Origin of the sequence: Streptomyces sp. NPDC058308, assembly GCF_042880275.1 — a bacterium.
GTDB lineage: Bacteria > Actinomycetota > Actinomycetes > Streptomycetales > Streptomycetaceae > Streptomyces.
This window is the reverse complement of the sequence record NZ_JBHVZA010000009.1, coordinates 30102-53981: the sequence shown is the minus strand read 5'-3', so window position 1 is coordinate 53981 and position 23880 is coordinate 30102. Positions and strand designations below refer to the sequence as shown.

The 23880-nt window shown below is 70.9% G+C and carries 16 protein-coding genes; 9 read left to right on the top strand and 7 right to left on the bottom strand.

Features of this window, described 5'->3' with window-relative positions:
- The first annotated feature begins 48 nt into the window (after positions 1-48).
- The 3 genes from arsM (at position 49) to ACFVYL_RS14475 (ending at position 3439) form a co-directional block, all read left to right on the top strand.
- Entirely contained in the window at positions 49-792 is a 744-nt protein-coding gene (gene arsM / locus ACFVYL_RS14485) for an arsenite methyltransferase (protein WP_389715480.1), read from the top strand.
- Positions 793-1155: 363 nt separating this feature from the next.
- Positions 1156-2535, top strand: coding sequence for an MATE family efflux transporter (locus ACFVYL_RS14480; protein WP_389715478.1), 1380 nt, complete (start codon positions 1156-1158; stop codon positions 2533-2535).
- A gap of 151 nt (positions 2536-2686) precedes the next feature.
- Positions 2687-3439 carry a phosphotransferase family protein gene (locus tag ACFVYL_RS14475; RefSeq protein ID WP_389715476.1) on the top strand — a complete coding sequence of 251 codons (753 nt, stop codon included), beginning with the start codon at positions 2687-2689 and terminating at the stop codon, positions 3437-3439.
- A gap of 344 nt (positions 3440-3783) precedes the next feature.
- On the opposite strand, the gene ACFVYL_RS14470 is transcribed toward ACFVYL_RS14475, so the two are convergent.
- Complete coding sequence (locus ACFVYL_RS14470; protein WP_389715475.1) at positions 3784-4251, bottom strand: MarR family winged helix-turn-helix transcriptional regulator; 468 nt, start codon at positions 4249-4251, stop codon at positions 3784-3786.
- A gap of 102 nt (positions 4252-4353) precedes the next feature.
- Here ACFVYL_RS14470 and ACFVYL_RS14465 point away from each other — a divergent pair, with 102 nt between their 5' ends.
- Positions 4354-5568: an amidohydrolase family protein gene (locus ACFVYL_RS14465; RefSeq protein ID WP_389715473.1), complete on the top strand. Its 1215-nt coding sequence runs from the start codon at positions 4354-4356 to the stop codon at positions 5566-5568.
- Between the two features lie 190 nt (positions 5569-5758).
- The gene (locus ACFVYL_RS14460; RefSeq protein WP_389715472.1) at positions 5759-6199 is read left to right on the top strand and encodes a VOC family protein; all 441 of its coding nucleotides are present in this window, start codon (positions 5759-5761) and stop codon (positions 6197-6199) included.
- A 110-nt stretch (positions 6200-6309) separates the two neighbouring features.
- Here the strand turns inward: ACFVYL_RS14460 and ACFVYL_RS14455 are convergent, their stop codons facing one another.
- Positions 6310-7050, bottom strand: a complete 741-nt coding sequence (locus ACFVYL_RS14455; RefSeq protein WP_389715471.1) for a trypsin-like serine peptidase — start codon at positions 7048-7050, stop codon at positions 6310-6312.
- A gap of 379 nt (positions 7051-7429) precedes the next feature.
- Between ACFVYL_RS14455 and ACFVYL_RS14450 the strand changes: the two genes are divergently transcribed.
- On the top strand, positions 7430-13111 hold the full coding sequence (locus ACFVYL_RS14450; protein WP_389715470.1) for a WD40 repeat domain-containing protein: 5682 nt from the start codon (positions 7430-7432) through the stop codon (positions 13109-13111).
- A gap of 337 nt (positions 13112-13448) precedes the next feature.
- Entirely contained in the window at positions 13449-15764 is a 2316-nt protein-coding gene (locus ACFVYL_RS14445; RefSeq protein ID WP_389715469.1) for a glycosyl hydrolase family 18 protein, read from the top strand.
- A 124-nt stretch (positions 15765-15888) separates the two neighbouring features.
- Here ACFVYL_RS14445 and ACFVYL_RS14440 read toward each other — a convergent pair whose 3' ends face one another.
- Positions 15889-16818: an endo-beta-N-acetylglucosaminidase H gene (locus tag ACFVYL_RS14440; protein ID WP_389715468.1), complete on the bottom strand. Its 930-nt coding sequence runs from the start codon at positions 16816-16818 to the stop codon at positions 15889-15891.
- Positions 16819-17031: 213 nt separating this feature from the next.
- On the opposite strand from ACFVYL_RS14440, the gene ACFVYL_RS14435 reads away from it, so the two are divergent.
- Positions 17032-17379: a tetratricopeptide repeat protein gene (locus ACFVYL_RS14435; RefSeq protein WP_389715467.1), complete on the top strand. Its 348-nt coding sequence runs from the start codon at positions 17032-17034 to the stop codon at positions 17377-17379.
- Positions 17380-17431: 52 nt separating this feature from the next.
- Here ACFVYL_RS14435 and crcB (ACFVYL_RS14430) read toward each other — a convergent pair whose 3' ends face one another.
- The 4 genes from crcB (ACFVYL_RS14430) to ACFVYL_RS14415 form a co-directional block, all read right to left on the bottom strand.
- Positions 17432-17806, bottom strand: coding sequence for a fluoride efflux transporter CrcB (gene crcB / locus ACFVYL_RS14430; protein WP_389715466.1), 375 nt, complete (start codon positions 17804-17806; stop codon positions 17432-17434).
- Entirely contained in the window at positions 17803-18297 is a 495-nt protein-coding gene (gene crcB / locus ACFVYL_RS14425; RefSeq protein WP_389715465.1) for a fluoride efflux transporter CrcB, read from the bottom strand. Before crcB (ACFVYL_RS14425) ends, crcB (ACFVYL_RS14430) begins: the two co-directional genes overlap by 4 nt.
- Positions 18298-18323: 26 nt before the next feature.
- Positions 18324-19478 carry a M20 family metallopeptidase gene (locus tag ACFVYL_RS14420; RefSeq protein WP_389715871.1) on the bottom strand — a complete coding sequence of 385 codons (1155 nt, stop codon included), beginning with the start codon at positions 19476-19478 and terminating at the stop codon, positions 18324-18326.
- A gap of 70 nt (positions 19479-19548) precedes the next feature.
- Positions 19549-20292, bottom strand: coding sequence for a PAS domain-containing protein (locus tag ACFVYL_RS14415; protein WP_389715464.1), 744 nt, complete (start codon positions 20290-20292; stop codon positions 19549-19551).
- A 199-nt stretch (positions 20293-20491) separates the two neighbouring features.
- Between ACFVYL_RS14415 and ACFVYL_RS14410 the strand changes: the two genes are divergently transcribed.
- Positions 20492-23764, top strand: a complete 3273-nt coding sequence (locus ACFVYL_RS14410; RefSeq protein ID WP_389715463.1) for a cytochrome P450 — start codon at positions 20492-20494, stop codon at positions 23762-23764.
- Positions 23765-23880: the final 116 nt, after the last annotated feature.

The following is a 23880-nucleotide window of genomic DNA, read 5'->3' as shown; positions in this document are numbered from 1 at the left end:
CTTGATCCGGGGCCTGCCGGGTCCCGTCACCTCTGAGGAGTGAACGTCATGAGCGAGCAGCCCACCGACCTGCGCGAGACCGTCCGCCGACGCTATGCCGCGGCCGCCGTCCAGGTCACCGAAGGCGGCACCGCCTGTTGCGGACCGGCCGCGATCGAGATCGACGAGAACTTCGGCGGAACCCTCTATGCCGCCGACGAGCGCGACCAGCTGCCCGCCGAGGCCGTCGCCGCCTCGCTCGGCTGCGGCAACCCCACCGCCGTCGCCGACCTCCACGAGGGCGAGCGGGTCCTGGACCTCGGCTCCGGCGGCGGCATCGACGTCCTCCTCTCCGCCCGCCGCGTCGGCCCGACCGGCAAGGCATACGGTCTGGACATGACGGAGGAGATGCTCGCCCTCGCCCTGGCCAACCAGAAGAAGGCCGGGGCCACCAACGTCGAGTTCCTCAAGGGCACCATCGAGGCCGTCCCGCTGCCCGCGAACACCGTCGACGTCGTCATCTCCAACTGCGTCATCAACCTGTCCACCGACAAGCCCGCCGTCTTCGCCGAGATGCACCGCGTCCTGGCGCCCGGCGGCCGCATCGGCATCTCCGACATCGTCGCCGAGGACACCCTCACCCCGGCCCATCGGGCCGAACGCGGCGACTACGTCGGGTGCATCGCCGGAGCCCTCTCCTTCGCCGAATACCGCGCGGGTCTCGAAAACGCAGGATTCACCGACGTCGAGATCACTCCCACCCACACGGTCGCCGACGGCATGCACTCAGCGATCATCCGCGCCACCCGTTGAACAAGGCGCGCCCGAGGAGTCAGTCGGCGGGGTTCACGAACAGGTCGGAACGCGCCACCAGGCCAACGGACACAGGGGCGTTCCGGCCATCGAGGCACTAAACAACTCCTCGGGACGCTGAACAAGCTGAACAACTAATGCGATTTAGTCAATAGCCCAGCCGACGGGCCCTATTGGGGACATTCGCCTATCGCCTTCTCCGCCGAGCCCCATGCTTGACCGTACGCCGAAAGGTCCTCTAGCTTGACGGTCGCTTCATGCGGAACGTCATTCGATTTCACAAAGAGTCTCTCGTGGCATTGGCGGACGAGCGAATTGCCGTAGTGACGGGGGCCGCCGACAAAGAAGACCGAGGGCACCTCCATGGACTCGCTCACGAACACGTCCGTCACCGAGCCCGTCACCACGGAGCCGCAACCGGCCCGGCACACGCTGCGGATCGGCCGCCTCGCCGTCCCCATGGTCCTGGGGGAAATCGTCGGCTACCTGACCATGCTGATCCTGGTGGCGATGGTCGGTCGCATGGGCGACAACGCGCTGTACGTGCGCTCGCTCTTCCTGCCCCTCGGCATGGTGTTCAGCGCCATCAACGCCGCCCTCGCCGTCAGTACCCAGGTCGCCTGCGCGATGAGCAAAGGCAAGGGCGCCTCCGACGACGTCTTCCCGCTCACCGTGAGCATGACGAAGGTCTGGGTGGTGGTCGGAACCTCGCTGACCCTGCTGCTCTTCTTCGGCGCACCCGCCTTCGCCGCGCTCTTCGACGTGTCGGACTCCGCACACCACGAGTTCATCTGGTTCCTGAGGTGGATGTCCGTGGTCAGCCTGCTGGGCTTCGGACCCGCTCTCTGCGCGTCCGCCCTCCGTGGCTTCGGGTTCGCCCGGCAGGGTCTCGTCCTCACCCTGGTGAGCTCGGTCGTCGAGATAGCGCTCGTGGCCTGGCTCGGCTTCGGCGCGGGGCTCGGGATGATCAGCCTGCCCATCGCCGCCGCCGTCTGCGCCGTGGCAGGTACGACCGCGGGTCTGTGGCTGCTGCGCCGTGCGGGACTGTGGCGGCGCGGACAGCGTGCCCCGTGGCAGCCGGCGACGCTCGGCCACATCAGGTCCGTCGGCCTGCCCGTGGGCGCCACCCTCGGCATCATCTCCCTCTACAGCCTGGCCCTGGTCTGGGTGCTCGGCCCCTTCGGCGAGGCGACGGTGGCGGGCTTCTCCACGGCCTCGTCGGTGCAGAGCCTGATCATCATGCCCGCCCTCGTACTCGGCTCGGCCACGGCGATCGTCATCAACCAGCAGCGGGGCGCCGGTGCGTACGGCAGCGTGGCGCCGACCTACCGCAGCGGCATCCTGCTGTCCTTCGCCGTCTTCTCCGTCATCGCCCTCGCGACCTTCTTCGGCCGGGAACCCATCGCCCGGCTGATGACCGGCGACGCCGAGGCGACCGCGGTGGCCGCCCGTTACCTGGCCATCGTGGGCCTCACCTATGTGGTCGAGGGGCCGGTCCTGGTGGCGCTGACCCTGCTCGAGCACGTCGGAGGCGGCGGCCGCGCCGTGGTCCTGAACATCGTCTACTTCGGCGGGAACATCGCGGTCGGCCGCTGGGCGGTCAGCGCGGCCGACAGCCCCGACGGCCTCTACTGGACCGTGGCCGTCTCCAATCTGGTCAGCGCCGTGGCCCTCTTTGCGGGGGCCGCCTATGTACGCAAGCTCGTCGCCGAGGCCAGGAGATCCGAGGCGAGGGCATGCTAGGGATCCGAGTCGAGCGCATGCCCGAGGTGGATCCGGGCCACGTCCAAGCAGGTGGTGAACAGCGGGCGCCGGAGCTGGAGTTGGAGCCGCCGCGTAATCGCAGGTCATAAACCCCTGCGACATCGGCGGTCATCCCGGGATACTGATCGCCATGGATGAGGTCAGGGTCGTCGTCGCTCATCACGAGCGCGCGACGCTGCGGGTCGGCGACATGTTTCTGAAGATTGACGCCGATCAGACGCGCACCGGCATCGAGGCCGAGGCGATGGCCCTGGCGCCGGTCCCGACCCCGAAGGTGCTCTGGCACAAGCCGCCCGTGCTCGCGATCGCCGCGGTCCCGGGGACGGCGCTCGGCCGTCTCGGCGAGCCGTCGACCGCGTCGCCTGCGGCGTGGGTCGCGGCGGGTGCCGCTGTGCGGACGCTGCACGACGGTCCGTTGCCGCCCCGGCCCGGCCGGGCCGGCCGGGACCTCGACGAGTTGGCTGCGGAACTCGACGGCGAGTGCGAGTGGCTCGTGACGAACGGCGTGTTGCCCGCCGACCTGGTCACCCGCAACCGCCAGGTCGCCGAGGCCGCGTTCCGGCCGTGGACTCCGGTGTTCACGCACGGCGACCTGCAGATCGCTCACGTGTTCGTCGACGGCGACGAGATCACGGGCATCATCGACTGGTCCGAGGCGGGCCAGGGTGATGCCCTGTACGACCTCGCCACCTTGACGCTCGGACACGAGGAGCACCTCGGCGACGTCGTCACCGGCTACGGCACCGACGTCGACATCGACCTCGACGTGATCCGCGCGTGGTGGTCGTTGCGAAGCCTGCTGGGTGTTCGCTGGCTCGTCGAGCACGGCTTCGACCCGGCCGCGCCGGGCTGTGAGGTCGACGTGCTGAGATCCCGGATGTGAGGAGCGAGTTCACCGATTGCTGCGGGCTGCGGGGCTTGCCCACTACAAGTGACGTACCAGCAACTTTATGAACCCTGGTTGCACGACAGCGTCCTGGACCGGCGCCCGTGACGGTGACTGTCGCCGCCGACGTCGGTTCGGTGGCCGGTCGGCTTGCACGCGTGGTCGGAGCGCTCTTCGCGCAACCGGCAGCTCACCGAAGCGCTGCACCTATGGGGTTCTTACCAGCTCAGCACAGGAAGGATCGCCCCGGAGCCCGGTGCGCCTCCCCTCCGGGATGTGTCCCCTCAGCAGGTCTGCATACCCGGCGCCTGGCCACACTGCGGTGTCGGGGCGCTGATCGTTCAGTCGCGGCTTGTGGCCTGCTTCTTGGACCAGGCGGTGGCGTCCGCGCCGTATCGGACCAGGAGGCGTGCGAACTGGATCCGCTCCTCCGGCGACCAGGCTGCGGTGATCTCCTGGAACGCTTTTCGCTGTTCAGCGGCGAAGCGGTCGCGTTCGGCCGCACCGTGCTCGGTGAGTTCGAGGACGGTACGGCGCCCGTCGGACTGGGACGCCGCCCGGCGCAGCAGCCCGTCCTCGATGCAGGCGGCGACGGTCCGGCTGGCCACCGGCTGAGCGACGCCCATCTCCGCGGCGAGGCCCCCGACGGTCGTCTCGCCCGGCGCGTCGGCGATCACGTTGAGCACGAGGTTGCGGGAGAGGTCCTTGCCGGATGCCGGTGCGCGTCGTCGCAGACGTGACAACGCCGGGCCGATCTGGTCCAGCGCCACGTCGTCAGAAGGCTGTTCGGAGAGGGACGCGCTGCTCATACGACCGAGTCTAGGCCCTTCCGCGCATTTGCATACCTCTAGGCAAGTACATAGCATTGAGTATGTAAATCTTGAACGAGTGGAGAAATGAGGCGGACCGCCATGGCACTCACCGCGATCACCAACGCGCAGGTCTTCGACGGAGAGAAGACGGTAGGCGTACAGACCGTCGTCATCGACGGCGGGAAGATCGCCCGCATCGGTGGCGAGGCTCCCCAGGGCAGCGAGATCGTCGACGGCAGCGGCGCCACACTGCTGCCGGGACTCATCGACGCCCACGTCCACTCCGCCCCCGGCTCCCTGGCGCTCGCCCTGCGGTTCGGGGTGACGACCGAACTGGAGATGCAGGGGATGAACACCCGGGAGAACCGGGGGTCCATCACCGACGACGACACCCTGGCCGACGTACGCTCCTCCGGCTTCGCCATCACACCGCCCGGCGGTCACCCGAGCGAGCTGATGCCCGAAGGCTTCCGGCCCCAGTGGGACCTCCCCCCGGTGATGCCCCTGATGCCGTTCTCCACCACTCCCGAGGAAGCGGCCGCCTTCGTGCCCCAACTCCTCGCCCGCGGCTCCGACTTCATCAAGTTCATGATCGACGACGGCAGCGTGGAGGGGCATCCCGGGCTGCCCTCGCTCGACCAGGCCACCGTGAACGCCGGTGTCGCCGAGGCCAAGAAGTACGGCGCCCTCACCGTGGCCCACGCGCTGACCGCGGAGGCCACCAGAATGGCCGCCGAAGCCGGCATCGACGGCCTCACCCACGTGTTCATGGACCAGCCGCACACCGCGGAGATCATCAGCGTCATCAAGGACGCGGGCATGTTCGTCATTCCCTGCATCAGTCTCAACGCCTCGATGATGGGGATCACCGGCAGCGCACTCGCCGACGACCCCCGGGTCGCCGCCCGCCTCGACCCCGAGTGGGACCAGACCCTGCGCTCCAGCTACAACCGCTACCCGCAGGGCAAGCTCGACGACGTGTACGCCACCGTGCGTGCCCTGGACGCCGCCGGCGTCGACGTGCTGGCCGGCACCGACGCCTCCATGGCCGAGACCTTCTTCGGGGGCCTGGCACACGGAGCGAGCCTCCACCACGAACTGCAGTACCTCGTGGCCGCCGGCCTCACACCCGCACGGGCCCTGCGCGCGGCCACGGCGACCACGGCCCGCCGCTTCCGCCTCAGCGACCGAGGCCGTGTCGCCGAGGGACTCCGCGCCGACCTCCTGCTGGTCGACGGCGATCCGCTCAACGACATCACCGACACCCTCAACACCCGTGCCATCTGGCGCCGCGGCACCCGCCTGGCAGCCTGACCGCCGTACTCCCCCTCGGTGGTGGCACCCCACCCGCGGGTCTGCTGCGGCGGTCCTGCGGCGCGGCTTAGATTCTTCTGGGTTCGGCGGTACGCGGATGTCGAGCGGATGTCGAGAACGCGTCATCGGCTCCGTCCCAGGGGCATCAGCGGCCACGACCGGCCGCATCCAGGAAGAAGGAGAAGCCATCATGGCGATTCAGCGGATGGACAACGTCGGCATCGTCGTCGAGGACATGGACGCCGCCGTCGCGTTCTTCGTGGAACTCGGCATGGAGCTGGAGGGCAGGACGGAGGTCGCGGGCCTCGTCGCCGACCAGTGCACCGGACTCGACGGCGTCCGCTGCGACATCGCGATGCTCCGGACCCCGGACGGACACAGCCGGCTCGAACTCTCGAAGTACCGCAGCCCCGCGGCGATCAGCGTCGAGCCTCGCAACAAGCCGCACAACATTCTGGGCACGCACCGCGTCATGTTCGCCGTCGACGACCTCGAAGACACCGTTGCCCGCCTGCGCCCGCACGGCGCCGAGCTCGTCGGTGAGCTCGCCCGGTTCGAGGACAGCTATCTGCTCTGTTACGTCCGCGGCCCGGAGGGCATCATCGTCGGACTGGCCGAGCAAGTGCGCTGAAAGGCTGGGCGCCGAGGCGCGGGGGCGTGCGGCCGGAGCGGGACACTGACCTCCCTGAGCGGTCCGTCCCGTGGCCCCGACTGGTTGACCAGGGAGGTCCCCCGGCGGCGTCAGCCGTGCGCGGCCTTGCCGTAGAGGGCGGCCGTCTCGATGCCGAGGATCACGCTGTACGACACGTCGGGGGTGTCGCCGCCACCGTGGTAGCCACCGAGGACGCCGATCAAGTGGCCCTCGGCGGTGACCCACGGGCTGCCGCTGGTGCCGCTGCTGAAGCCGGGGCAGCCGATGCGCTGCTGGCCCGCGCGGAAGCGGTTCGTGGTGTTGGTGCAGGTGCGCGGGGCGTCCTCGTCGGAGGGGTAGCCGGTGACGGTGACGCGATGGTCGGGGTCCGCCGTGGTGTCCAGGGTGTTGGCCCCGGTCACGTCCTCGACCAGGCGGCCGTCCAGGGGTTCGAGGACGGCGAAGGCGAGGTCGTGGTCCTCGTCCCCGTCCCGGGCCCAGTGGTCGTCGGCGTAGACGCGGTCGATCGTCCACAGGCCATAGGGGGCCTTGCCGTCGTGGTAGCCGGGGGCGAAGGTGACGCCCTTGCCGTCGCTGAGGCAGTGGCCCGCGGTGGCGATGAGATTGCGGCCCTTGCTGTGCACCACCGACGCGGTGCAGAAGTGGTCGTCGTCCAGGCCGCCTTGAAAGAGGGCGCCGACCCGCGCCGTGTCCGGCGGCCCGGGCCGCGCGGTCGCGGTGACGGCGCGGGGCAGCGCGTTGCCGTCCGCGAGCGCGAGGCACGAGAACAGGGCGCCCACAGCGAACAGCGCCCGTAGGGGCCCGCGCCTCAACCGTACGCGCCTCGCCATCCGTCGCTCCCTCCGCTCGATTTCCGGGAAGCATGCCCGGGGAATCCGAGGATTCTCTGTGACGCCCCGCACAAAAGGTCCTGATGGACAGTGAATACCCGCAGGCGAGCGCGTGAACGGCCGGAGGTCGCGGTGCCGCCCGCCACCGGATCGTGAGGCGCGCGGTGGGGTGTGGGGTGCGCACGCAGCGAACCCCGGACCACCCCCGAAGCACCCGGCCCGGCCACACAGCCACACAAAGGTGTGCCCAGTAGGCGCACAAAGGTTCGCCCGTTCACTCGTCGCGACGCTTCCCCTCTTCGAACGCACGAGGAGAAACTGACCGGTGGCACCGTCGACGGCGCCCGGTCGGCGCACGGCTTCCTGAGGGAGACGCACCGTGAGGACCATCGAACACGTCGTGTCCAGGCACCACCCCGCGTTCGACGTCCCGGCCCTGCACCTGGGTCTCGGCCGCGACGACCACGTCTATCTGGTGATCGGCGGGCACACGGACGGGCAGGCGCTACGGCTCGCGTCGGACGGCTCGGCGCAGCGGTTCGGGCGGGTCGGGTACGCGGTGTTGGCGATCACGGCCGACGCGCAGGGCGTGATCGCGACCGCGGAGGCCCACTATCCGCACCGGATCGACTTCTGGGACAAGGAGTTCAACCGGCTCGGCAGCATCGACGACTTCACCGCCAACAGCACGGACGGCTACTTCGCGCCCTCGGCCGTCGAGGCGGCCCGGTCCGGCTGGTTCTACGCCATCGACCAGCACCGCAGGCAAGTGCTCCGGCTGAAGCCCGGCACCGTGGACAAGCGCATCACCCTCACCGGGCTCGACGAGAACGCCACTTCCAAGAAGGGCCCGGCGGGGTTGCGGGTGGCCGAGGAACTCGGGCTTCTCTACACCGCCTGGCCCACGGCGGCCGGGGCCGGACTCGTCTGTGTCTCGACGCTCGACGGGGCGTTGGTGCGGAACATTCCGGTGCGGCCCGCGGGCTTCACCTTCGGCGGTTACGACGTCGACGACAACGGCCGGCTCCACGTCTCCACCGGTCTGGCGAAGGAACCGGACCGACGGCAGGTGAGCGTCTACGGCCCGCAGGGCCAGTTCGAGCGCAGCGTCACCCTGGACCTTCCCAAGGACCCGTACGTGGTGCAGTACCTCAGGGTGCGCGGCGAGCGCTACTACGTGAAGCGGAACGACCCCAAGTACCTGTTCGAGGTGTACGACCTCGCCGGCGCGCTCGTGCGCCGGGTCGGCGCCGACATCGAGCGGCTGTCCGTGTCGTACGAGGCGGACGAGTGGACGGCGGGCCGGAAGATGCCGCTGACGATCACCCACGACCGGGGCCGGTGGCCGGGCGACCCGCGCCTTCGGGTGTGGCTGCGGCCGCTCGGCGTACCGGAGTTCACCGAACTCCCGCTGGCTGCCGGGGCGGTCACCCCGCCCACCGACGCCCGGGGCCTGTACCACCTGCGGGTGTCACCCGACGTCGCCGGGCGGCTCAGCGACTACGTCGTGGACGGCATCGTCGAGATCCGCACACCCGAGAGCACCAAGGGCTCGCTGTCCCTGATGACCTGCCGGGCCGGCACCGGCACGGGCGGCGTCGAGACGTTCACCGCACTGAACCGCTTCTCCTACGGCCGCGGCGAGCCCATCACTGTGCGCGTCGTGTCCCGCGTGGCCGAGGGCACCCCACTGCCGGGCAGCGCACATGTGCGGGTCCTGAAGGGCGGGACGGAGGTGTACGCCGAGGACGTCACCCTGACGGACGGCAAGGGCCGCCTCGAACTCACCGCGCAGTACACCGCCACGCTGGCGCCCGGACGCTACGTCATCGACGCCCGGCAACTGCCCGGCTTCACCGTCGCCCCGCTCCACCTCGACCTCGGACCCGGCCTCGTGCGACGGCCGGACTTCCACCTCACCTGGTACAGCGACATCTACGCCAACAACCACGCCAGCATCCCCTCCGACCCCCGGGACGTCGTCAAGGACCCGTCGACGCAGCGTCTGCCAGTCTTCGCGGACCTCCCGGACACCGTCGAGGCCCACGTCGCCAGGGCCAAGAAGCTCGGGCTCAACCTCTTCGTCGACCGCCTCGGCTACGTGTGGCCCGAGAGGTTCAAGGACGCCGCCGCCGACTCCGGCATCGTCGACCGGCTGAAGCTGTCACGGATCGCCGTCCACTGGGACAAGGCCGTCTTCGAGGATCCCGCCCGCCGCACCATCGCCGGATACGGCGCCCTCGGCATGGAGGAACAGGCGGTCCTCTACGCCAACGACACCTTCCTGCCCCTCAGCTGGCCGGGCAACCACGACGCCCGCGACCAGGCGGCGCTCGAACGCGACCTGCTGAAGGTCACCGACAGCCTGCACACCTACGCGGCGTTCCGCGGCTGGACCTGGGGCGCGAACTGGTGGGTGGGCGCGATCGGCGCAGGCGCGGCGCAGAGCGAGGGCGAGCGCAAGGAGTACAACGACGCACTGCAACTGGTCGAGCAGCCCGGAGGCTGGGCGCCGGTCCTCGACACCGTCACCGACCGCTCGATCGCCCTCAAGACCAACGCCGGAGCCCGGTTCCGCGACGTCCTGAACCACCATTTCCCCGGCAAGGTCAGCGCGCTGACCGGTCCCTACCGCGCCGCGCAGACCCTGCCCCCGGCCATGTTCGCCCCCGCGGACGAGGTCGACCTGCACTACCAGGGCGAGCAGCTCCAACTCCTCGGCGCCACCGCCCACATGGTCGACTACTACCGGCGCCCGGGCAGACCGGCCTGGGGCCACCCGGAACTCTTCAACGACGACGGCACCGGCGGCATGATCCTGCCAACGCTGCTGCAACAGGTGATGCGGGGCGCGAACGGCACCGGCATGACCGGCGACCAGGGCGCCTACCACCTGGAGGGCATCACCGTCCTCGACGAACGCGGCGGCGGCAGCGGCGGCAGGCCCGGCGAACCCCGCTCCGGCGGCGCGGGCCGCACCTCGATGCTGCGCGCCGCGTTCGACCTGTGCGCCCGCCTGGGGCCCACGACCGCGGGCGCCCGCAACGCCGACCGCGTCGCGATCGTCGTCTCCACCCGCATGCAGCGCCTGGAGACCTGGCAGGGCCTCAGCAGCAGGTACTTCATGCGGCTCTACGAGGCCTACACCGCCTGCCTGTACGCCCACCGCCCGGCCACCTTCGTCTTCACCGAGGACGTCAGCGCCGACGTCCTGCGTGGCTACGACGCCGTCCTGCTCATCGGCCAGCGCATCGACCTGGACCCGCGTCTGCAGACGGCGCTCACCGAGGTGAGCCAGGGGCCGGACGCCGTCCCCGTCTACGCCGACGACAGCTGCGTCCAGCGGTACAAGGACGCCTACCGCGCCCTCGGCACCGCGTTCACCCACGTCGAGAACGACGAGACGCCACAGAGCGACGACGCGTCCTACTACCGCCTGCGCCGCATCTTCCTCGACCAGGCGGCCAAGGTCACCGCCGCCCTGAAGGACGTCGTCGCCCCGGTCGCCGAGTGCGACAACCCCGAGGTGTGGCTCAGCGAGCGCAAGGCCGGGAACATCACGTACATCTGGGCGGTCAACAACACGCTCCTGGACTGGGAGCCGGGCCTTGTCTGGCGGGTGGGCCTGCGGTGCAGCCACCGCGTTCCCGTGACGGCGAAGCTGAAGGTGACGCTTCCCGCGCTGCACCAGGTCGTCGACGTGCTCACCGGGGAGCGGGTCAGCCTGCTGGGCGGGGAGTTCACCGCGGATCTGCGCACCGTCCCCGCCCGGCTCTACGCCGTCGTCCCGCTGACGCACGACCCGCTGCCGCCCCCGGCCGAGTACGCCTTCGGCCCGCACGTGCGCGACATCGCGGTCTCCGCCGACGGCCGCACCGCCGCCCTCAGCGCCTTCAACTGGGATCAGAACCTCTACGGTCTCGATCTCGCCACCGGCACCACACGCTGGCGCCGCCGCCTCGGCCACCACTTCGCCTACGCCCCGAGCGCCCCCGGCGACGGCTTCACCGCACAGGGCTTCGACCTGCACAGCGGCGAGGGCTACCACCTGTACCTGCTGGACGCCGACGGCTCGCCCCGGCGCCGGTTCGCCCTGTTCGGCCTGCCCAAGAAGGCCACCGACTGGACGAAGGGCGAGTGGGGCCACGACTACGGCCTGAACAACTTCGCGGCCGCGCCCGACGGTTCCTGGGTCGCCACCTCCGGCGACCTGGGCCTCGCGCTGTGGGACAACGACGACGGCGAGGCGCGCGAGAGGTGGGCGCACGAGTGGTGGAAGACCGGCGAGCGGACCCCGCTGCGCCTCCTCGCCCTCGACGACGACACCCTCATCACCTTCGCCGCGCGCACGATCACCGCAATCGCCGCCGCGGACGGCAGCACCCTGTGGTCGATCACCACCGGCGCGGGAAGCTTCGGCGGCGGCGTCGTCAGCGGGGACCGGCGCACCGCCGTGATCTGGTCGGACGCGGACGGCGGCCGCGTGTACGTGATCCGCGGCGGCTCCCTCGTCAACACCCTCCCCACCGCCGCGGGCGAGGTCTCCGTCAGCGCCGACGGCTCGTTCCTCGCCGTCACCTCCCGCAACCAGCTCAAGGCGTACGACGCCGATCGCGGGCTGCTGTGGACCTACACCGGGGACGATCTCGTGCGCCGCCCCCGGGTCTCCCCCGACGGCAGCCGCGTCGCCGTCGGCAGCGAACTCGGCACCCTCGCCGTACTGCGGCGCGACGGCGCCCTGCTGGCCACCAAGGACCTCAGGGCGCTGCCGGTTCCGGCCTGGCTGCCCGCCGGCGGTCTCCTCGCCGCGACCTGGACGGGTACGGTGCTCCGCTACACCGCGGGCCTCGACGAACGCTGGCGGACCCGGCTCTCCCCGTCCGAGACCGACATCCGCCCCAAGCTCCTCGCGCCCGACCCGGTTCCGGTGGTCCGCCGCGCGGGCTGGGGCAACACCACGGCGCCCAAGGACCTGACACCCAACCTGATCACGACCGCCCCCGCCCTCCTGGACGTACGCCTCGTCAACCCGACCCGGTACATCGACCTCGGCAAGCAGAACGCGGTCGCCCTGCTCAGCGACGGGCGCGCCGACCCGCCCGCCGACCCGTGGGTGCCTCCGTCGGTCATCGGAGCCATCGGCGTCGTCCCCGGCCAGGAGCTGCTGTTCAACGTCGACACCTTCCGCACGCAGGTGCGGCTGACGGGAGTGACCTTCGTCGAGGACCCGGCCCACCCCGAGTCATGGCTGCGCGACGTCCAACTGCAGTGGTGGGACACCAAGGCCGGGCTCTGGAAGGACGGCCCGAAACTCCTCTCCGACGCGGGCGCCGTGCACAGCCACACGTTCGAGGCCCTGTCCTCCTCCCGCTTCCGGCTGCGCACCACCGGCGGCGGCATCTGGCCGGTGGGCAACATCCGCCTCGGCGAACTCGTCTTCCACGGCACCGTGGTGGGCAACTCCCACCGGGACGTGCTGGCGGGGAACGCGCTCGCTGTCCTCTTCGACGACCGGGAGGACGACGTGCGCGACATCGTGGAGGACAGTGCGGCCGCCGAGATCCAGATCGGTGGCGCCGCCGTCGGGACCAGGTGCCTGCGCCTGAAGAAGGCGGTGGAGCGCTACCCCACGTCGAGGGCCCCCTTCGGACACGCCATGCACGACTGGGACTTCAGGATCGTGGAGAACCCGAGCGCCCCGGGCCAGTACCGCTACCTCCAGTTCGCCTGGAAGGCCCTCAGCCCGAGGACCACGGGGATCAGCGTCCGGTTCGGACCCGCGAAGTCCGCCCCGGTCTTCTCGGTGTCCGTCGGCGACTCGCACTGGCCACCGCAGACGTCCATGGTCGAGAAGCGGATCGAGGGCCCCGTCCCCGCCGACTGGAAGGCCGAACGCTTCGACCTGTGGAAGATCACCGCCGGAGCGGTCAAGGTCGTCGACCACCTCGCCGTGCGCAGCAACGGCGACGGTGCCCTGTTCGACCAGATCCTCCTCGCCCGCACCGAGGCGGACCTGCCGGACCTGCCGTCGCGTACTCGATCAGCCACCGAGTCAAGGTGAAGCAAAATCTCGCCGCATTGGTCCAGGCCTTTACGGGCGCGGGAGCGTGGCAGAGGGGTCCGGAACCACGCATTGGTACGGCCGGCAGGCCTTTCCGCCCGCGTTGACATGCCCACGGAGGGTGGTTCTCTAAGAGGTCTGTACCGCAGGATGCGCGTCCGACCTCCGCCCCACCGGACCCGTTCCCGCATCCGCCCCTGCCCGCGTGCGCCATGGCACGACGTAGGCAGCGGCGGACACCCGGACGCGAACCGAAGGAGAGCCTCCCGACAAGCCCCGGCACCCGGCCTCGGCAGGCCCGGCACGGACGGACGCCTCACCTCCCCCAAGGAGAGCCGTGTCCCCACTCAGATCCCCAGCCGGAACCCACAGGGTCCTGGCCCGCCCCCGACGCCTCATCGCCGTCCTCGCCGTGCTCGCACTGGCGCTGGCCGGACTCACCTCGTTCGCGGCCCCCGCCATCGCGGCCGCCAAGCTCACCGCCACCTTCGTCAGCGAGGGCAGCGGCTCGTCCTGGACCGGCAAGTTCGTCGTGAAGAACAGCGGCGACACCGCCGTCGACACCTGGTCCCTGGAGTTCGACCTGCCCGACGGCGTCACCGTCAGCGACCACACCCACGGCACCGCGGAGGTCAAGGGCAAGCACGTGGTCGTGACGCCCGCGTACTACAACGCCCGCGTCCCGGCGGGCCGTGACACCGAGCCGTACAGCTACAGCTTCCGCGGCAGCGGCCAGCTCAAGGCGCCCACCGGCTGCCTCATCAACGGCGACAAGTGCGACGGCACCGCGGCCATCCCGCCGAAGGCTCCCACCGGGCTGAGCGTCGCCGACGCCACCGCCCGTACGGTCAGCCTGAAGTGGACGGCGGCCGCGCAGGGCGACTTCCCCGTCGCCTCGTACGAGGTCCTTCGCGGTACCACCGTCGTCGCGGCCAGCGCCACCACCCAGGCCACCGTGCGCGGTCTGGAACCCGCGACCGCCTACCAGTTCAGCGTCCGGGCCAAGGACTCGCGCGGCAACGTCGGCGAGGTGAGCGCTCCCGTCAGCGCGACCACCGTGGACCCCGCGACCGACACCGTGCCGCCCACCGCGCCCCGCAACCTGCGCGCAGGCGAGGTCACTTCGAGCACCGTGAAGCTCGCCTGGGACGCGGCCACCGACAACCAGCGCGTCGCCGCATACGACGTCTACCGCGGCACGACCCTCGTGGAGAGCCTGCCCGCCGACACGCTCACCAGCACCGTGACGGGACTGACGCCCGACACGCCGTACTCCTTCACCGTCAGGGCGCGGGACGCCGCCGACAACGCGTCGCCCGCGAGCAACACCCTGTCGGTCACCACCAAGGAGCCCGTCGGTCAGGGCGGCTACGCGAAGGTCGGCTACTTCGTGCAGTGGGGCATCTACGGCAGGCAGTACTTCGTGCGCGACCTGGAGACTTCCGGCGCGGCGGCCAAGCTCGACGTCGTCAACTACGCCTTCGCCAACATCGACCCCAAGAACCTCACCTGCCTCAACGGCGTCACCAAGGGCACCACGCAGAACCCCCAGGATCCCAACCAGGGCGACGGGGCCGGGGACGCGGAGGCCGACTACGGCCGGGCCTTCCCGGCCGGGCAGTCCGTGGACGGCGTCGCCGACGACGGCTGGGGCAAGCTGCGCGGCAACTTCAACCAGCTGAAGAAGCTCAAGGCCAAGCACCCGAACCTCAAGGTGGTCGTCTCGCTCGGCGGCTGGACCTACTCCAAGTACTTCTCCGACGTCGCCAGGACGGACGACTCGCGGAAGAAGTTCGTGAAGTCCTGCGTCGACATGTACATCAAGGGCAATCTGCCCGCGTACAACGGAGCGGGCGGTGACGGCGTCGCCGCCGGCATCTTCGACGGCTTCGACCTGGACTGGGAGTGGCCGGGCTCGCCGGACGGTCACCCCGGCAACCACTGGAGCACGGACGACAAGGCCAACAACACGGCCCTGATCGCCGAGTTCCGCAAGCAGCTCGACGCGCTCGGCGGCAGCCACCGGCTGCTCACCGCCTTCACCCCGGCCGACGCCAAGAAGATCAACGACGGCTGGGACCTCAAGGAGGTCTTCACGTACCTGGACTTCGGCAACGTCCAGGGCTACGACTTCCACGGTGCGGGCAGCGACAACTCCTGGGAACCGAACCGCACGGGTCACCAGGCCAACCTGTACAAGGACGCGCAGAGTCCCTACCCCACCGACTTCAGCATCGACGACGCCGTGAAGGTGTACACCGATCAGGGCGTCAAGCCGCGCAAGCTGACCATCGGCTTCCCGTTCTACGGGCGCGGCTGGCAGCAGGTCGCCGACGGCGGCGCGCACGGCGAGTGGCAGAGCGCCAACGGCGCCGCGCCCGGCCAGTTCCAGGAGGAGGCGGGCACCCGCGGCTACGACAACCTCGTCGCCGCCTTCCCGAACCTGACCGTCTACCACGACGAGCAGTCCGTCTCCACGTACGGCTACACCGGGGCGAACGGCCAGTGGTGGTCCTTCGACGACGTCTGGTCCATCGAGAAGAAGACCCAGTACATCAAGTCCAAGGGTCTGCTCGGCGGCATGATCTGGGAGATGTCCGGAGACACCTCGAACAACGTCCTGTTCAACGCGCTGGACCGCGGACTGAGGTAGCTCCCACGAGTCGGGCCGCCCCGGAAACCCCCTCCGAGGCGGCCCTCCCCCTGTGACGTCACACCGCCACGACGTGCGGACCGTGCGCCGACATCGTTGTCAGAACGCGGCACGCACCGTCGTCCTACGGCGTGTAGACGGCGTTGCTGCCGTACAGCTCCCTGGTGAACGCGGAGACGTCGGCGCTGCGGTCGGTGCCGTCGAGGTTGTACGTCAGATAGACGCCGTACCCCTCGCTGACGGTGCGGCGGGCGAGGCCGGCGACCGTGCTCTGCGAGGTCCCGCCGATCTCGACGGCCGCCGGCGACAGCTTCGACTTGGGCAGGGCGATGCCGGGGACCTGCCAGGAGCCGTAGTACGGGTTCCAGGCGTAGTCGAACTTGGACGAGACGTCGACGCCGCCGTAGGAGAGGCGCGACGCGGCCGGGCCGATGTTGTAGAGGCTGATGATCTTGTTCGGCATGTTCGCGCGCAGCGCCGTCACCAGGTTCACGAACGAGCTGGCGTTGGGCTGACCGGTGCCGTTGTTGCCGTACTCGGCGTACTCGTCGTCGAAGTCGATGCCGTCGAGGTTGTACTTGGCCACGGTGTCCGACATCTGCTTGGCGAACGCCGAAGCAGCCTGCTTGGACGGGAAGTTGGCGAAGCCCGCGCCCTGGTGGTTGCCGAGCACCGAGAGGACGACCTTGATGCCCTTCTGCTGCAGCGGCCGTATCTCCGTGGCGGCGTTGTCGAGGACGCGCTGCACGTTCTCGTTGAAGTGCAGGTACGCCGCCTTCTTGCCGGTGTCGTAGTTGATGTTCGCCGCGAAGATCACGGCGACGTCGAAGACGTTGCCGCCGCCGTTGGCGAGGGTGTACTTGCCGACGTTGCGCATGCTGTTGTTGTTCACCTCGACGTATGCCACCGAGGTCGGTCCCTGTTTCGTGGGTGCGGGGGCGGGCGCGGGGGCCGCCGCCGCGCCGGTCGCGGCGGTCGTGCCGAAGGCGAGGGCCGCGACGGCCGAGAGCGCGAGCGCTGCCGTCCGCGCTCTGCGCCGTACCAGAGTGAACATCGTTGATCGGTCTCCCATCGTGTGGGTCGGCGCCCGACCTGTTCGAAAGCGCCGAGTGAGCCCTCAGAGTTTTCCGCTCAAGTGACCGAATCCGGAGAATCACGCGGGAGATCTTCACGATTCCCACGCATCTTGCGGCCTCACACGCGCCGCGCGACCATCATGGAATTTTCAACTACATGGCGTCGTTGCAGGCCTCGAAGGAGGCAGACAGTGGACATGACCTATGACGACCACGGGACGGCGGCCGAGCGCTGGGAGCGTGCGCGGCTGTTCTTCGACGCCAAGGAGTACGTGACGGCGGCGCGGATCCTGGACGCCCTCGCCGACGAGGTGCCCGAGCAGGTCGCCCCGCGTCTGCTCCTTGCGCGCGCCTACTACCACTCGGCCCAACTGCTGCGCGCCGAGGCCGCGTTGCGCGAGGTCCTCGAAATCGACCCGGTCGAGAGCTACGCGCGGCTCATGCTGGGGCGCACCCTGCAGCGGCAGGGCCGCGCGGACGACGCGAGACCGCACCTGCGCATGGCCGCCGCACTGAGCGGGGACTTCGCCCAGGTGTGAGGCCGGTCGGGGCGGCCCTGCGGGGATCGCGCGTGTCCCCTCAGGGCTCGCCTCACGGCCAGAGGGCCTCGGCCACGGCCGCCCCCGCGAACGCCGCGCCCAGGCCCGCGACGACGCTTCCCAGTGCGTTGGCCACCGAGTAGAACCCGGCACCGCGCTCGGCGAGCCGCAGGGTTTCGTACGAGAAGGTCGAGTAGGTCGTCAGTGCCCCGCACAGGCCGGTGCCGAGGAACAGTTGAGTGTGCGAGGTCGCCGCGCCCGCCACGACCGCGCCGGTGACCACCCCGAGGACCAGGCAGCCCACCACGTTGACGGTGAAGGTGCCCCAGGGGAAGTCGGTCTGGTGCCGGAGCTGCACGGCACGGTCGGTGAGGTAGCGCAGCGGGGCGCCGATCATGCCGCCGGCGACGACGAGCAGCCAGTTCACGTGCGCCTCCACGCCATCACGCGGCGCGTCGTCCACGCCGCGCACCACACCGCCGCGATGGCCGCGAGCAGGGTCAGGCCCAGATAGGCCAGGCCGGTGCGGGCCCGGCCGTCCCGTACCAGGCGCTCGATGTCCACCGCGTACGTCGAGAAGGTGGTGAAGCCGCCGAGAACTCCCGTGCCGAGGAAGGGCCGCACCAGCGGGTGCGCCGTCCGCACCTCGCTCACGAGCACCATGAGGACGCCGATCGCCGCGCACCCCACGGCGTTCACCACGAGTGTCGTCCAGGGGAACCCGCCGGTCGCACCCGGCCAGATCGTCGACGCCGCGTACCGGGCCACGGCGCCGACGCCGCCGCCGACGGAGACCGCCGCGAGGATCTGCCACTGGCCCCGGCGGCCCCGCGCAAGGTCGCGGCGCTGCGCGGCCACGGACAGATCGATGTCGGGGTCCGTGGGTTCGTCCACCGCCCCGGGCCGTTGAGCTCCCATGGGCCTACGCTAACCGTCGCCGCCGGTCACCGCGCCGTCGGCTCCTCTCGCCGGCGCCTGTCGTCGGCCCCTTGGGACAAGTGCTCGCCGTTCCGGATCGCGCGCACGAGACCGGCGACGAGGTCCGCCCGTCCGGCCATGGCGTCGACCACCACGTACTCGTGATCCGCGTGCGCGCCGCCGCCGACCGCGCCGAGGCCGTCCAGGGTCGGCACCCCGAGCGCGGCCGTGAAGTTGCCGTCGCTTCCGCCACCGACCGCCCTGCCCACCACTCCGGGCACCAGTCGCTGTGCCACCGCGAACAGCCCGGCGGCCGCCGACTCGGGCATCGGAGGGCGGCCGACCGAGCCCCGGACCGTCACCTGGGCCTGCGCGAGGTGCGGGGTCAGCGCCGCGAAGGCGGTCTCGATCCGGTCCTTCTCCTCGGCGGTCTCGACCCGTACGTCGACGACGACGGTCGCCTCGGCGGGAACGACGTTGTCGAGCGTGCCCGCAGAGGCGACGGTCGGCGTGACGGTCGTGCCGATCTCGGGACGGCCGAGCGCGGCGATGTCCAGGACCTGGTGTGCCGCTTCGACCAAGGCGTTGACGCCCGCCTCGGGTTCGAGGCCCGCGTGCGAGGCGCGGCCCTTGACGGAGACCTCGAACGTGCCGCACCCCTTGCGGCCGGTCTTGAGCCCGCCGCCGTCGGCGGCGCCCTCGAACACCAGGACGGCGCCGCAGGCAAGGGCACGCTCCTCGATGAGCGCACGGGAGGAGTGGGAGCCGACCTCTTCGTCGGCGGTCACCAGGATCTCCACGCCGGACAGGTCCTCCAGCGCCGCCAGTCCGTGAATGGCCTGGACGAGACCGCCCAGCATGTCGAAGACCCCGGGGCCGGTCGCGTGCCCGCCCTCGACCTCGAACGGACGGCGTCCGAGCGTGCCGAGCGGAAAGACCGTGTCGTGGTGGCCGAGGATCAGCACCCGGGGGTCGCCACCGGCCGACCAGTGGACGTGCGGACCGGCTTCGCTCCCGACGAGCAGGGCCTGCCCGCCCAGACGGTTCTCGATGACGGCGGCGACAGCCTGGGCCGAAGCCGTCAGGGCGGCGACGTCGCGCGAGGGCGACTCGACCTCGACGAGCGTCCTGAGGTCCTCGATCATCGCGTCGACACTCACATCGGCGGTCTTTCGCATCATCACGGCGCAAGGGTACTTGGCGCGCCGGTCAAGGATCGTGCCCGGTCAGGAGCCGTCTACGACGGACCCGTTACGACGGACCCGTGCGGCGCGCGGTGGGGGCCGAGACCTTCGGCGGCCACGCGACCGGGTCCAGGAGTCCGAGTACGTAGGCCCGCGCCACGAGGGCCGTCCGGTTCGGTGCCTGGAGACGGCGGCAGAGCCTCGTCAGGTGGTAGTTGACGCCGTCGGCGCCGATGCCGACGGTGCGCGCCACGACCGATGTCGTGGCGCCGCCTGCCACCAGGCGCAGGATGCGGGCCTCCTGCGCGCTCAGAGCGGGGTGGGCGAGCTCCGCCCCGGACCCCTCCGCGTCGGCCGGGGCGGAGCTCGCGGCCCGCTCCGCCCGCTCCTCCGCCACGCGCAGCGTGACCAGCAGGGGCGGGGTCTCCTCCAGCGGGTCGGTGACCGGTTCGACGGTCACCTGACCGTGCCGTGCCGTGCCGCCCGCCGTCCAGGTCGCCTCGACGGGGTAGCGGGATCTGCGGCCGGAGCGCATGGCCTCGTCGAGCTTGCGGAGCTGTCGGCTGTTGGTGGGGGTGAGCAGTTCGAGCAGCAGCCGGTTCGCCACGCGGCCCGGCTGCAAACCCAGGGCCGCGGCGAACGCGGGGTTGGCGACGGAGACGAGGCCGTCCGCGCCGGCGATGGCGGTCGGGGTGGGGGAACGGTCGAGCAGGCTCAGGAAACGCCCGCGCCAGACGGCCGCGTCGGCGACCTTCGCCGTGCTCTTCGCCCCGTCGCCGGGGCCGCTGTCGGGTCCGCCCGGATCACTCACGTACATCACTCCCCGCCCGTCCCGCGCCACCGCCACCAGACACTTCGGCGCTCCGTGCGCAAGCGCCAGGGTCGAAAAGACCCCTACAAGATTATGTAGTTCTCGCCGAGGACCGCGGGCCCGGGCGGGCCACGGTAGGGACGGCGCCCCACTCCTGGGCGCTCAACTCCCCTGCGTCCACGGGAAGAGGCACTGGCCGATGAGCGAAGAACACCCCGTCGAGGTCTGCGGTCTCCGGGACCACCCGGACCTCGTACTGCCCACCGTCGATGTGACGGCGGCCGGACCGACCGCCACCCCCATCCAGCAGTCCGTGGAGCTCGCACGGCGGCACGGCCCCATCTACGTCCGCAGGTACCACGGTCGCGAGACCGTCTGGGTCAGCTCCCTTGAGCTGGTCGAGGAGCTCGCCGACGAGACCAGGTTCTCCAAGGGCATCGGTCCCGCCCTGGAGAACGTCCGCGGCATCGCGGGTGACGGCCTGTTCACGGCGTACGACGACGAGCCCAACTGGGCCAAGGCGCACGACATCCTGCTCCCCGCCTTCGCCATGAACTCGATGCGTACGTACCACCCGCACATGCTGCGCGTGGCCCGGCGCCTCATCGCCTCCTGGGACGGCCGGTTCACGCCGGGCGCGGCCGAGTCCGCGCCGGTGGACGTGTCGCAGGACATGACCAGGATGACGCTGGACACCATCGGCCTGGCCGGGTTCGGCTACGACTTCGAGTCCTTCGGCCGCGCCGAACCCCACCCCTTCGTACGGGCGCTCGTCCGGGGCCTGGCGCACAGCCAGGCGAAACTGGCCCGGGACCCCGCCGGAGCGTACGGCGCGCAGGACGCGGCCTTCGAGGCCGACGCGGCCTTCCTCGCCGAGGTCGTCGACGAGGTGATCGAGACCCGCAAGACGTCGGGCGACACCGGCACCGACGATCTGCTCGGCCTGATGCTCAACTCCCCGCACCCCGAAAGCGGCGAGACCCTGGACGAGGCGAACATCCGCAACCAGGTCATCACCTTCCTCATCGCCGGGCACGAGACGACCTCGGGCACGCTGTCCTTCGCCCTGCACCATCTGGTGCGCAACCCCGCGGTCCTGCACCTCGCGCAGGCCGAGGTCGACGCGCTGTGGGGTGACGAGCCGGACCCCGAGCCGACGTACGAGGACGTGGGCAGGCTGCGTTACGTACGCCAGGTGCTGGGCGAAGCGCTGCGGCTGTGGCCGACCGCCCCCGCCTTCCAGCGCCGGGCCCGCGCCGACACGACCCTCGGCGGGCGCCACCCGGTCAAGGCGGGCCAGAACGTGGTGGTGCTCACGCCGATGCTGCACCGCGACCCGGTCTGGGGCGACAACGTCGAGGAGTTCGACCCCGAGCGCTTCGCCCCGCAGACCGAGGCGGCCCGCTCCCCGCACGCCTACAAGCCCTTCGGCACCGGTGAACGCGCCTGTATCGGGCGGCAGTTCGCGCTGCACGAGGCCACCATGCTGCTCGGCATGCTGGTGCACCGCTACCGTTTCATCGACCGAGCCGGCTACCGCCTGAAGGTCAAGGAGACCCTCACCCTCAAGCCCGACGGCTTCACCATGACGCTGGCCCCGCGCACCGCAGAGGACCGCGTGCGCAGCCGGGCCGCGGTCGCCGAACTGTCCGCGCTCGGCGGCCTTTCCGGCTCCGACGGCGCGGCGGGTGAAGCCGCCACGGGGACGTCGGACGGGCTGCCCACCCGGGCGGCGGCGGGCACCGCACTGACGCTGTTGCACGGTTCCAACTTCGGGACGTGCCGCGAGTACGCCGCCCAACTCGGCGAGTTCGCCGCGGGGCTGGGCTTCGACGTGCGCGTCGCCCCGCTCGACGAGGCGGCCGGCTCACTGCCCGCCGACTCCCCCGTCGTGATCGTCGCCGCGTCCTACAACGGCCGGCCCACCGACGACGCGGGCGCGTTCGTCTCCTGGCTGGGCCAGGCCGCGCCGGGCGCGGCCGACGGCGTGCGGTACGCGGTCCTCGGCGTCGGCGACCGCAACTGGTCGGCGACCTACCAGCGGGTGCCCACCCTCATCGACGAAGGGCTCGCCGGAGCGGGCGCCACCCGCCTCCTGGAGCGCGCCGAGGCCGACGCCTCCGGGGACCTCACCGGCGCGGTGGACCGCTTCACCTCGGCACTGCGCCGGGCCCTGCTGCGGCAGTACGGCGACCCGGAGAGCGTCGGGGAGACCGGCGGCGCGCCCGAGGCCAGGGGCTACGACGTCGTGGAGGTCAGCGGCGGACCCCTGGACGCGCTGGACGCCCGGCACGGCACGCTGGCGATGACCGTCACGGAGACCGCCGATCTCGCCGACCTCACCCATCCGCTGGGCCGACCGAAGCGGTTCCTGCGCGTAGCACTGCCGGACGGCGTGTCCTACCGCACCGCCGACCACCTCTCCGTCCTGCCGGTCAACGACCCGGAGTCGGTCGAGCGCGCGGCAGCGGTCCTCGATGTCGCCCTGGACACGGTCCTCAGCATCCGGGCCCACCGGCCGGGCCGGACCACCCTGCCGCTGGACCGTCCCGTCGCCGTCCGCGAACTCCTCGGCCGGTACGTCGAGTTGGGTGACTCCCCGACCACCGCGCAGGCCACCCTGCTCGCTGAGCACAACCCGTGCCCGCCGGAACGGGCCGCGCTGGAACAACTGGCGGGAGACCAGGCGGCACTGACGGAGCGAAGGGGCAGCCTTCTCGATCTGATCGAGGACCACCCTGCCCTGCGCGGCCGACTCGCCTGGCCCGTGCTGCTCGAACTGTTCGCGCCGGTCCGCCCGCGCCACTACTCGATCTCCTCGTCGCCCGCGGTCTCGCCGGACCACGCCGACCTGATGGTCTCGCTCCTCTCGGCGCCGGACCGCTCGGGCCGCGGTACCTTCCGCGGCGCCGGATCGTCGTACCTGCACCGTCTGCGGCCCGGCGACACCCTCCACGCGCGCGTGCAGCCCTGCCGGGACGACTTCCGCATCGCGGCCGAGTCGAAGACCCCGCTCATCATGGTCGGCGCGGGCACGGGTCTCGCGCCGTTCCGCGGGGCGATCGCCGACCGCCTGCGGCTGCTGCGCGGCGGCGGGCGGCTCGCCCCTGCGCTCTGCTACTTCGGCTGCGACCACCCCGACGTCGACTACCTGCACCGCGCGGAGCTGACGGACGCCGAGCGCGCGGGCGCGGTGTCGATGCGCCCGACGTACTCCGGCGCGCCCGAGAGCGGGCTCCGCTTCGTGCAGCACCGGATCGAGGCGGAGGCCGAGGAGGTCTGGGGCCTGCTGGAGGCGGGGGCGCGGGTCTACGTCTGCGGCGACGGCGCACGGATGGCCCCGGGCGTCCGTGAGGCGTTCCAGCGGCTGTGCGCGAAGCACACGGGCGGCGGGAGCGCGGCGGCCGAGGCGTGGTGGCGGGAGCTGGTCACCGCGGGCCGCTATGTCGAGGACGTGTATGTGGGCGGCTGATGTGTGAGCGGCCGAGGCCCGGCCGTGGTACGGGGTGGAGCCCCCCCCACACGCAACCCCCCCCAGGGGTGAAAAATAATAAAAAAGAACCCCAACTGAACAAAAACACCCCGCAC